This is a genomic window from Streptomyces sp. MBT53, from assembly GCF_016654115.1.
Classification (GTDB): domain Bacteria; phylum Actinomycetota; class Actinomycetes; order Streptomycetales; family Streptomycetaceae; genus Streptomyces.
Genome location: NZ_JAEQAZ010000149.1, coordinates 21803 through 32358, shown reverse-complemented (window position 1 = coordinate 32358; position 10556 = coordinate 21803). Strand labels below are relative to the sequence as shown.

At 64.9% G+C, this 10556-nt stretch carries 9 protein-coding genes; 2 read left to right on the top strand and 7 right to left on the bottom strand.

Annotated elements, in window-relative coordinates; translation table 11 throughout:
• Nucleotides 1-43 precede the first annotated feature (43 nt).
• The 4 genes from JHN45_RS37785 to JHN45_RS37770 form a co-directional block, all read right to left on the bottom strand.
• Nucleotides 44-589, bottom strand: coding sequence for a hypothetical protein (locus JHN45_RS37785; protein WP_201054120.1), 546 nt, complete (start codon nucleotides 587-589; stop codon nucleotides 44-46).
• Nucleotides 590-835: 246 nt separating this feature from the next.
• A complete protein-coding gene (locus JHN45_RS37780; protein ID WP_307783305.1) occupies nucleotides 836-1456 on the bottom strand; it encodes a hypothetical protein in 621 nt (206 codons plus the stop codon).
• Nucleotides 1457-1459: 3 nt separating this feature from the next.
• A complete protein-coding gene (locus JHN45_RS37775) occupies nucleotides 1460-3775 on the bottom strand; it encodes a hypothetical protein (protein ID WP_201054117.1) in 2316 nt (771 codons plus the stop codon).
• 106 nt (nucleotides 3776-3881) lie between these two features.
• Nucleotides 3882-4403 (bottom strand): hypothetical protein, encoded by a 522-nt coding sequence (locus JHN45_RS37770; RefSeq protein ID WP_201054114.1) that lies wholly within the window; start codon nucleotides 4401-4403, stop codon nucleotides 3882-3884.
• Between the two features lie 136 nt (nucleotides 4404-4539).
• Between JHN45_RS37770 and JHN45_RS37765 the strand changes: the two genes are divergently transcribed.
• A complete protein-coding gene (locus JHN45_RS37765; protein ID WP_201054113.1) occupies nucleotides 4540-5142 on the top strand; it encodes a hypothetical protein in 603 nt (200 codons plus the stop codon).
• Nucleotides 5143-5606: 464 nt separating this feature from the next.
• Here the strand turns inward: JHN45_RS37765 and JHN45_RS37760 are convergent, their stop codons facing one another.
• Genes JHN45_RS37760 through JHN45_RS37750 form a run of 3 tightly spaced genes read right to left on the bottom strand, consistent with a single transcriptional unit; the run spans nucleotide 5607 to nucleotide 9073 of the window.
• On the bottom strand, nucleotides 5607-6272 hold the full coding sequence (locus JHN45_RS37760; RefSeq protein WP_201054111.1) for a hypothetical protein: 666 nt from the start codon (nucleotides 6270-6272) through the stop codon (nucleotides 5607-5609).
• A 43-nt stretch (nucleotides 6273-6315) separates the two neighbouring features.
• Complete coding sequence (locus tag JHN45_RS37755; protein WP_201054109.1) at nucleotides 6316-8616, bottom strand: hypothetical protein; 2301 nt, start codon at nucleotides 8614-8616, stop codon at nucleotides 6316-6318.
• 4 nt (nucleotides 8617-8620) lie between these two features.
• Nucleotides 8621-9073 (bottom strand): hypothetical protein, encoded by a 453-nt coding sequence (locus tag JHN45_RS37750; protein WP_201054107.1) that lies wholly within the window; start codon nucleotides 9071-9073, stop codon nucleotides 8621-8623.
• Between the two features lie 662 nt (nucleotides 9074-9735).
• Between JHN45_RS37750 and JHN45_RS37745 the strand changes: the two genes are divergently transcribed.
• Nucleotides 9736-10182 (top strand): hypothetical protein, encoded by a 447-nt coding sequence (locus JHN45_RS37745; RefSeq protein ID WP_201054105.1) that lies wholly within the window; start codon nucleotides 9736-9738, stop codon nucleotides 10180-10182.
• Nucleotides 10183-10556: the final 374 nt, after the last annotated feature.

Here is a 10556-nt window from a genome sequence, read left to right as displayed (position 1 = left end):
GGGGAGTTGACGGGGTGCCCGGTTGCCGGGCCCCGACACCCGCTCAGGGGGTCTTCTTGCAAGGCCCCTGTTTCTTGACTCTCGCCGTGTAGTCGGTGATCAGGCTCTTCATGGCCGACTCGTCCGACCGTGCGGGCTTCAAGACGTTGACGAGGGTGCTGATGTCTTCCTCCTCGACGCCGGCTCCACGGCACTTGAGCAGTGACACAGCGGCGTGGTCGACGTACGCGATGCTGGTGCCTTCCGTGAACTTCGGCTGTGTGACGCGGAGTTGGGTGTACAGGATGTGCCGCGCCGAGTCACCGGCGACGATGCGCTCCCTGCTCAACGCCAGCACCATGACGTCGTCGACGTCGACCGTGCAGAGCAGCGCAGAGTCGGTCGACCCCTTAGCCTCAGTGGTGAGCGTTTTGCCGGAGGCGGGCAGGAGCCGGGACAGCGCGTCGACCGGCACGGACACCCCGCAGAGGGCTTTGGGCACCGTGAACTCCCGACTCGGCTTGTCCGCCGAGCAGCCGGCCGCGGCGACGGCGGTGACGCCGGCGACGACTGTGGAGACACCCCGCAGGATGTATGTCTTGTGCCTCACTTCGCGTCACTCTCCGAGTTCCATTGGCCATGCAGGTAGGCGAGGAAGGTCGCCTGCGAGAAGGCGGTCACGGCCAGGTGGGGGCGTGAGTCCTGGCACGCGTTGGTCTTTGCGACGGCAGCCGCGTACTGCTCGACGAACGGCCGCAGCTCCGATGCGGAGATCCTTGGGCAGGGCGTACTCGCGAGTGGGCGACTACGAAGAACAAGAAGCCGTGACCACGACAAGGAGCACCGCTACGAACTATCACCCGAGTTTGTTCGGCGTATCGCACTTCGCCTTGGTGTGGGCGTATTCGGCGGCATTTCTGGCGAGGGTGATGAGTCCGGAGCGCAGGGTCGAGTCGCCGGCACTGCCCTTTTTCTTCAGGTTGACGACCACACTGAGGTGACGGTCGGCACCGTGCGATGTGCAGGGAAGGTAGACCGCCGCGACCTTTGACGAGGCAAGTGCCTTGTCCCCGGCGGTGAACGGTGTCAGTGCCGACACGGAGTCGTACTGCCCCAGTACTTCCTCGGCCCATGCCTCCGTGGTGTCGTACTCCAGCAACTCGGTCCCCGTCCAGGCGAGTTGTTCGCCGCCCCCGTCCACGGTGCAGTCCGTCTGGTACGTGTCGTCGGTCGCGTCGAGGCGGAGGTCCGTCAGGCTGTCGTCGAACGAGTACGACGACTTCTCCGGCAGAACCCGCTTCAGGGCGGCGGCACTTGTGGACCCGGATCCCATGGTCGCGCACACATCCGATGCCCGGATGTCGCCCACCTTCTCCTCGAAGGGCGGCAGCTCGACCGCGTAGGCGATGCCCGCGAGGAGAGCCAGCGAGACGAACACCACGCAGGCGAGAAGAGTCTTTGAACGAGTGAGTTTCACTTTTCAGTCTTCCGTGTCGAGTTGCCGGGGGATTCCCTCTCCGTCGAGGTACTGGTGGACCTTCCGGCCGGCCGAGTCGAATCCGTCTTCCGCGGAGGTCGCGACGGACGCCTCGATCAGGGGATAGCGGTGACCGGAATTCTCGCCCGCCTTCCTGGCCGCCGCTTCGACCAACTTGTACGTCGAGTCGGAGGTGTCCTGGAAGCTCGCACCGTTGCGGTAGATCACCTCGCCGGAACTGTCCTTCATGGCTCCCTCGGTGATGGAGCTGATGATCTCGTCGGCGGCCGTCCCCGCCAGATCGCCGATGATCGCGCCCCCCGGACCGGTGAGCGGCTCCGTGGCCATGCCGACGCCGATACCGATGGCGGTTCCGCCCCATGTGCTCGCGTTCTCCAGAGCGGCGTTGTATTCGGCGTCCTTGGCGCCGCCCTCCAACTCGCCCGCATAGGCGCGTCCGGCGCCGAGAATGCCCTCGATCTGGCCTGCGGTGCGCGCCGCTCCGTCGATCCCCTGCTTGAGGTTCTCGCTCTGGCTGAACGACGGATCCTGGACGTAGGCGTCCGGATGCTCGAAGTGATGCTGCATCAACTGGGTCGTATAGCTGTGCTGGCCCAGATTCACGGCGGCGTACCCCTCGGGATTCTGGCCGACCGTGTAGAGGAACCTCGTCAGATCCCGCTCGTCGGGGGCGGCCGCGGTTCCCGCGATGGGGAAGAGCGCCGTCTCATGGTCCTGCCCCGCGTGCAACTGGCGATTGATGTCAGGCATGTACTCCGCGGCGATCTGCCCCATGCTGTCCGACATATAGCTGTTCTTGCTCAGGCGGGACGGGTCCTCGGAGACCGACTGGACGATGTTCTCCATCAGCCTTGCCTGCTCCGCGTTGTGGGCCGGAGTGTCCGCCGTGGGCATTTCGCCCGCCGGATGTCCGGTGGTGGCCGCTTCCAGCGCGAGGGCCAGATTGTTCTGACCGGTGTGGATGTCGTCGCCGTGGAGGTCCGCCTCCTGGGGCCAGTCGCGTTCCTCGAACAGGTACTGGAAGTTGGACAGCGTGACCTTGCCCTTGTAGTCGTTCTCGTCGTCCGAGTCACGCTCGAAGGGATTGTCCGGGTCGTCCTTCGAGACGTACTCCTGGTTGAAGAACGAGGTGGCCGCGTCAGGGCTGTTGGACAGACCCTTGAGATAACCGGTGAGCGGGTCGGAGCCGCTGTCGTCGCCGATGCGGTTCAGCCACGGGTCTCCGCCCATGAGCTGCCAGAACCCGTTGCGGTGCGCGCCGTTGCCGGTGAGCTTGCGTTCGGTCTCCATGAGCTTGGTGCCGTAGTCCTGGAGGAACCGGTCGTCGTAGTCGCCGGCCCGCATCAGGTTGCTCATGACCTGGAAACCCATGGGGCCGCCCCGGTCGCCGTACAGCGGCTTGTCGCCGATGTCGATCATCGTGCGCTTCCAGTCGGCCATCGCCGCCGAATCGCTCTGCGACGCGTGCGCCAGCGTCATGCTCAGGTTGCGCTGCAGATCGTCGAACTGGTCGAGCCGTTTGTGCCCCAGTTCGTAGTTCCCCCGGTTGGCGTCCGTGATCCCGGTCCAGAACTCCAGGGTCTTCTGCGGCCCGAGCCGCGTGGCGAACCGCTCCGCGAAGAGCTCGTCCCCGCCGTACCTCTTGAGGCCCGCGTTGAGCCGGTCGAAGTCCTGGACCGTCAGATCGTCGGGGTTCTTCTTCGCGAGCTCGGCCAGCTCGTCGGCTTCCTTCAAGGCCGCCGCGGCTTCGTCGCGGGTGGCGTAGGTGGCGTCCGTGAAGCCCAACTCGCTCTGATCCGCGATGGCTTGGAGGACCGTCCTGGCCGTCTCGTCGCTCTCGGTCGCCTTGTTCAGAATCCCCTGGATCTGATCCCGGAGCGCGGTGATCTCCGTCGCGTTGTCCTTGTCCCCCTGGGCACGGCCCTCGGGGGGAACATTCGTGGTGACGGTGAAACCGCCGTCGTAGCCGATGACCGTGAGGTTCTTCTTCCGGCCGCCCTCGATGGCGTCGACCAACTGCCCGTGGTAGCCCTTGAGTTCGTCCCGGGTGTCGCTGAGGATGTTGTGAATCGACTGGGCCTGCGTGTGGGCGTCGGTGAATTCACCGGCGGTCTTCCCGATGAACTCCTTGGACACCTTCGCGTTCATACCGGCCCAGTCGGCCTTGTTGGCGGCCTGGTGAAGGTCGTCCTCGGCGTCCTTCTTGAGTTCCTCAAGGTGCCTGACGAGCGTCGACCAGTCGGACACGGCGTCGTCGAGCAGTGTGAAATTCGCGTCGCGGAGAGCGTTGAGTTGCATGGGGGTGTGTCCTTGGAGAGGGCGGGAGAACAGGTGAAGGAGGGGAAGGAGGGGAAACGAATACGAGACCGGCGATATGCCGGACCTCTGACCGCCCCGGCGCTCGCTACCCCTTCTCGTCCTTCTTCCCCTTGTCTCCGGAATGGACGGGATTCTTCTCGCCCGGCACACCGACCCGTTCGTCGAAGCCGGCATCCAGCGTGTCGATGCTGCTCATCTGCCGCTGGATATAGCCCTCGTCACCGGCGTGCAGCTTTGTCGTGGTGTGCATGTGGTTGGAGATCTGGGCGCACGCGTCCATCAGGGACTTGAGCTGCTCCTCCCAGCGGGTCGACACATGCCGGAGCCCGGCGCCGAGCGCGAACCCCTGCGTCGAGAGGTCGCCGGCCGCGGAGTCGCTGCTGGGCACGGCGACGCGGGCCTTGTCCCAGAGTTGGTTGTAGAGGGAGTTCGCGGCGCCGCCGATCTTCGCCAGGTCTTTCTGCCCGACCCGGAGATCGCCGTACTCCTTCGGCAGGACATAGGGTCCGTACGTCCCGCCGCCACCGTCGACGTGGTTCAACTGCATGGCAGGCGACTGCCGGTCGGCGGCCTGAGCCTTGAGCTGTTCCCACTCTTCCCAGGCCATGGACAGACCCTTCCCCCGTGCGCTCGATTCCGATCTCCGGTCAAGCTAGCAACCCACTCCGGGTAAAGTCCTGGTCAGGTCCGAAATGTAGTGATTGTCGGCGTGTGAAGTTTCGGGGAAGACACCGCCGGTTCAGGTGAGTTTCTTCAAGTCGCCCAACGACGCGGGGCAGGTCTTCGGGGGCCCGGGCGTCGTGATTCTGGTTGAGTCGGTACGTTCCGACGACCAGGGAGAGCGCGGTGTTCGTCGCACGTCCGGGACCGACGGGGCAGCGGAAGTCGAGGTGCCAGGTGTCGGACGCGGCACTCGCGTACGGCACGCTCACGTCTCTGTCGCCGTCGCCCGCCAGGTCGAAAACGGTCCAGCCGTTGGCGCCGTTCCAGGTGCGGTCTCCGGCGGCGACCTTGACCCACTGGGCGGAGATGGTCAGTTGACCTCCGGTGCGCCCTGCGATGTCGCCTGTCCCCTCCTCGAAGAGCTCGGTTCAGGTGTCGGCGCCGACTTCGACGAGCGGCCGCAGAGCGTGACGGCGAGAACGGCGATCGCCGTCGAAAGCGCTGACTTCGAGAGGGAGAAGGCCATGGTTCAGCCTTCGGAGGAGGGGAGCTGGCCGACGTCTTCTTGGACCGGGCTTCCGCTGGTCCAAGAGGAATCATGGTCGGCCCTGTCGAGCACCGTGTACGCCGACTGCATCGATGCCTTGAAACCGTGCTCGAAGACTTGGTTTCCCTCGGCGTGATACTGCTCGGAGTTGTCCCGAGAGGGAGTTGAGTACGGTCATCAAGTCCCGGCCTGTTGCCTTTGTGGAAATCTGCCCCGGCGAGCAGGGCGCTGCTGGTGCCCCGGTCCGGGCGTACGAGCCAATGAGGTAGAAGGTTTTCCCGGAGTCCCCACCCGACTCTGAAGTGTCTGTTTTCGAAACTTACTTGGATGCCGAGAAAGTCATTGTCGATCAGTGGATGACTGCATCGCTACTGGGCATCTCTGTGAACTTGGTTGTGTCACCCATGCGTTGTCGGGACTTGACTGTCGACGCGTCGAAAGCGGAAACGTAGACCTGGGGGCCGTACGGTACGTGCGCTCGGCGTGTATTGCAGCGGTTCGAGTGTCTGTCGTCGCACGAGGCAGTCCTTGTATTCGCCATGTTCGCGACGTCCTTCTGGCCGCCGCCAGGATGTAGGCACCCGCGTGGCCTTCTTCAACTCAGCTGCCCTTGGCTGCGGGTACCTCTGCCGGCAGCGCGGCGGTGGAAGCGCAGCCGGCGGCCTTGGCGACCGCCCTGGCCATCGAATTCAGCACCACCATGCGGTCCTTGTTCACGCTGTCGCCATGCAGGTTGTTGGCTATCGCGGACATTTCCGCCTTTACGTAGTTCGTGTCGCCGACTGATGCACTGCCGGTGGTTGCCTTGGTGGGACAGCGGAAGAAGAGGTCCGCTCCGTTGCTGCCGGCCAGTGCGTAGACGCCCAAGGGATATGAGATCCGGTCGCTGCTGGATTCCGTCGCAGAGGCCGAGGGGTGAGTGCTGGATGCCGAAAAGCGGACTTCCAGAAGGGGTTGGCCGCTGTTGTCACCGGACTTGTACAGTCTGCACGCGCTCCGTTTGAGGTACTCGTCGTGCAGATGCTTGACGGCTCTGGTCAAGGAGAAGGTGTTGGGCTCGCCTGCCTCATTGGTCCCAGTGAGTTCGTCGAACCGATCCGAACCGGCCAGCCGGCGCAGCGCGGCCGAAGCAGCCGGGTCCATGGTCCCGTCACACACCTTCCCTGCCGGTGCACCGGTGTCCTGCCCCGCCGTATCGCTGTCATCGGCGTTGTTGCTGCAACCGCTGACGAGTACGGCCGCGGCGGTGATGGCGAGAGCCTTCATTCGTGCGGCCCGCCCTATAGTTCGACGCATTCCCTGTCCCTGCTCAGTCTTTGTAAGGGGGCCGGCCGCGGTAGTCGTTCTCATGCGAGCCGGTGCCCATATAACTGCTCTTCGTTTCTTCGGTCCATTGCTGTTGGTCGGCCGTGTTCTTCGCCTGCGGGTTGTCCTTGAGGTACGACTCGTATGTTGTTCCGAGGTCGTCGACGCCCTGGCCGTAGAACTGCCGACTGGTCATCTGCGACCGGTTGACCGGATTGGATTCGGCGGCGTCCGTGGCCTTGTCGATCTCCTGCCCGAGGAGTGTGTTGGCTGCATCGGTGAGGGTGTCCGCGGCGAGAGGGGCGATGACGAGTGCGGCGGCCGTCGAGCCGGGCAGTGGTACTGCTGCGACTCCGCCCGCCACGACCGCCCCCACGAGCAGCTTCTTCCAGTCGGCTGACCTACCCAGCGCCTTGTTCGCTTCTTCCGAGTCTTGGCCGTACGTCGTCTCCGCCTGCTGCACACGGGAGTTGTCGAGGATGCCTCGCGCTTCGGCGCCGACCGCCATGACGTCACGGGCGTGGTTCATGTGGGCCTCGCTCGTGGCCGGGTTGGCGTCCAGCATGCTCAGTGTGTATAGGTGCTGAGCGGCCGTCACGCCCTTGTGCGAGTCCTCGTTCTGCCCGAGGACGCTCAGGAAGTCGATGGCTCCCTGGTTTCCGAACCGCGCGCGTCCGGCGTACTGGGCGGGGAAGTCGCTCGCGTCCTTGCCGTGGTCGCCGATACCGGACAGCTCGTAGTCGATGTCATCGATGTACGCACCGCCCATCTTGCCCAGGCTGTCGGCGAGTTCGGGCTGGTCGTGCAGCAACGTCGGGCCGTCCTCGCCTCCGTAGAGGTAGGCCACCTGTTCCATCACGGCCGCGGTGGCGGCAGTGCGATGGTCACCCCCGGCCTTCACCGCGTCCGCGGTGGCGTCGTAGGCGTATCCGGTCGTGGCGGCTTCGAGGGCATGGCCGAGTGAGTCCCGCCCGGCGATGAAGTCGTGGTCGCCTTCCATGGTGGCGTCGGACACCCAGACACGTTCCTGGGTCAGGTACTTGAGGTGCTCGTTGACCTCGGAGTTCGCGTCGACGGTGTCCCTGTCCACGGCTCCCTCCGGTACATCGGGCCGCGCGAAGAACTGCTCCGACGCTCCCGGATTGTGGCCCAGGGCCTCCAGAAAGCCGGTCACCGGATCGCGGCCGCGGTCGTTCTTGTAGCCCCAGTAGTTGAGGTCTCCCTGGTTGGCGTTGTTGACCCAGAGGCTGATGCCCTCGCCGTTGACCTGTTTGTCGTAGGCGAGGAGTTTGTCGCCGTAGTCGTTGAGGAACTGGTCGTCGTAGTCGCCGAAGCGCATGAGATTGCTCATGACGGCATAGCCGGTCGGATTGCTCGCGTCGTCGATGCCGAGCTGGTCCGGGCCGAGCTTGGTCATCTCACTCTCCCAGCTCTGCATCCTGTCGCTGTCGGAGAGCGTGGCGCGGCCGATGGTGATGCCCAGGTTCTTCTGGAGCTGCTTGGCCTGCTCGCCGCGGGCGGGGTCGTAGCCCCCTTGGTACGGATCGGCGATGCCGGCGTAGAAGGTGAGGAGCTTCTTGGGGCCCACCTGCTCGGCGAACTCCTCGGCGAAAAGAGGGTCGTTCTTGTATCTGACCAAGGCGGCGTTGAGGCTCGCGAGTTCCGTGTTCGTCACGTCGTGCGGGTTCTTGGCGAGGATCTTGGCCATCGCGTCGGCGTCGGCGATCGCCTTGGCCGCGGCGTCCCGGTCCTCGTAACTGGCGTCGGAGAAGCCGTACTTGGCCTGGTCGACGATGAGGCGCAGTGCCTTGGCCGCGGTGGAGTCGCTCTCGGCGGCCTTGGTGAGGATTCGCTGGATCTCGTCGCGCAGGGCGTCGACTTCCTGCTGGTCGACGGCGTCGGACCGGCCGCTGGGATCGGAAGCCCAGTCGGGGCGGGTGGTCCGGGTGACGACGAAAGTGCCCTGGCCGGTGTCCAGTACCGTCAGGCTCTTCTTCTGGCCGCCCGCGACGGCTTCGTTCAACTGGTCGCGGTAGCCGACGAGTTCGCCGCGGGTGTCACTGAGGATGTTGGCGACGGTGTCCGCCTGGGTGTGGGCGTCCGCGAACTCGCCCGCCGTCTTGTCGATGAACTCACGGGTGACAGTGGCGTTGACGCCGGCCCAATCCGCCTTGTCGGCCTTGCCCTTGAGGTTCTTGTCGGCGTCGCTGGCGAGCGTCTTGAGTTTCTTCGCCATGTTCTGCCAGTCGGTGATCGCCTCGTCGAGCTGGTGGAAGTTGCCGTAGCGGAGCGCGTCGAGATCCATCGGTTCAGCTGCCCTTCCGCTCGTTGAAGCCCTGGTCGAGCGTGGCGATGCTGCTGAGCGTGCCCGCGATGTACGCCTCGTCGCCCGCGTGCGCGCCCTTCGTGTAGTCGAGGTGGTTGGAGATGTGGGCCGTCGCGTCGAGGAGCGACTGGACCTGGTCCACCCAGTGCTCGGCGACGTGGTCCAGCGCCGAACCGATCTCGTAACCCTCGCTCTTGAGGCTGTCGCCGGCCTTGATGGAACTCATACGGGCGAGGTCGCTGTCGTGCTGGAAGGCTTGGTGCAACTCGTACGCCGCGTCGCCGACCGCGGCGAGATCGCTCTGGCTGACCCGCAGGTCACCTTGCGGATTGCCGCCGCCGGGATCGGCCGGGATCGAGTTGAGTTGCATGTGCGTGGAGCTCTGCTGGCGCGCCAGCGCGTCGCCCTTGAGCTGCTCCCATTCGTCCCAGCCCACCGTTGGCCACCTTCCCCCGTGCTCTGCCTCCGGCGCACCAGTCGGCAGGCGATGCCGTCTCCTGTTGACGATGATTGGTCAAGTTAGCAACCCGTGCCGAGGAAAATTAAGGTCGCGTCCGATCTGCGCGGATTGTCGATCGTGAAGGTTCGAGCGGGTGCTGAGTGTGTGGTTGGTCGACGGGGCGGTGGTCACATCCGCGCTTGCTCGTCGGCACCGGAAGGCCGTGGCGGCCGAAACCCGGCGTTGCCAGCGTGTGACTCGACCGGGCGCCCCCTTTCGACACCGATGCGCCCCGAGTGGCGCGTGGGAGCCGTGGTGATCCGGAGCGGCCGGTCGCGTGTGGGAATTCCATGAAGATCGCAATGAGGGCCCGTCCGGCGGCATCCGACGTGGTCGTGCGGGCTCGGACCTCCGACGGGGCGCCGGTACCGCGGACGCGTGATCCATAAGTCGTAAAGTGACAAAACCGGCAGACCGTGGCGTCTGACCCGGCCTCGTAACTGAGTTAACACACAGGCCGGTTGGCCCCGATGTACAGGTTGACTAGAGTGGTAAACGCGTTGTCAGGAGTGGCTCGCTTTGCGATCGTAGGGTGAGCGGTTCATCGTCCTCGGTTCAGCTGCGACCGATGGATGTACGGGGAAACGGGGAGGAGCGTCGTGCTTCCGGCAGACATGGTGGGGGACGTGTCGGCGACCAGGGCGGCGAACCTGGAGGCCAGCAATGAGGCGCTGACCACCTTCATGAAGCGGGTGGACACGGTTCTGAGCGACCTTGAGTCGTCGGCGGGCAACCCGACCAAGGTGGGTGCGCAGACGATCAAGATGACCTCTCTGAGTAGTGGAAAGGAGAGCGACTTCCCTGAGGCGCACGCCCTGTACTCCCAGTACGAGCGTGTCCACAAGGAGTTGACGTCGCTGTCCAAGTCGCTGCATCTGCAGATTGAGGCGATCGGCATCGCGGTTCAGGGCGCACACCGGGGCTTCGACAACCTCGAAGAGGAACAGCGCCAACGGTTCTGGGCGATTCAATCGCAGATCCAGCAGACGCAGGACGCGCGGTACGACAAGCAGCGCACCGGCACTGGTACCGGCCTGAAGGCGTGACGATGACTGACCACAAGCATGACGCGGACCTGCACCGTGCATCCGCGCAGAACTCTGTCACCGACTTTGTCCGAGGTGTCGAAGAGGGCCCGCGAGGCGGGTTCCTCAACGGCGCCATTCGCTCGGCCGTCGGATGCACGCCCTTGGGGCAGGCTGTGTCGCGCGGCACGGACTTCGGGGAGCGCAAGCTCGAACTGAACGACTTGATCGACCTTGTCGAGCGTTCGGATCCCGAGGACCTTGAGTCCTCAGGGAAGGCCTTGTGGGACGCACGGGATGCCATCAAGGCGGCAGCCACGGAACTTGACGGTCACATCGACAGGGTCCATTGGGTCGGAGAGTCGGGCGACGCATTCCGTGGCTGGGGTCGCTCC

Coding starts and splice junctions, on each gene's coding strand:
- JHN45_RS37775 (WP_201054117.1), bottom strand. CDS start 3,775: ATGCAACTCAACGCTCTCCGCGACGCGAATTTCACACTGCTCGACGAC.
- JHN45_RS37770 (WP_201054114.1), bottom strand. CDS start 4,403: ATGGCCTGGGAAGAGTGGGAACAGCTCAAGGCTCAGGCCGCCGACCGG.
- JHN45_RS37760 (WP_201054111.1), bottom strand. CDS start 6,272: ATGAAGGCTCTCGCCATCACCGCCGCGGCCGTACTCGTCAGCGGTTGC.
- JHN45_RS37755 (WP_201054109.1), bottom strand. CDS start 8,616: ATGGATCTCGACGCGCTCCGCTACGGCAACTTCCACCAGCTCGACGAG.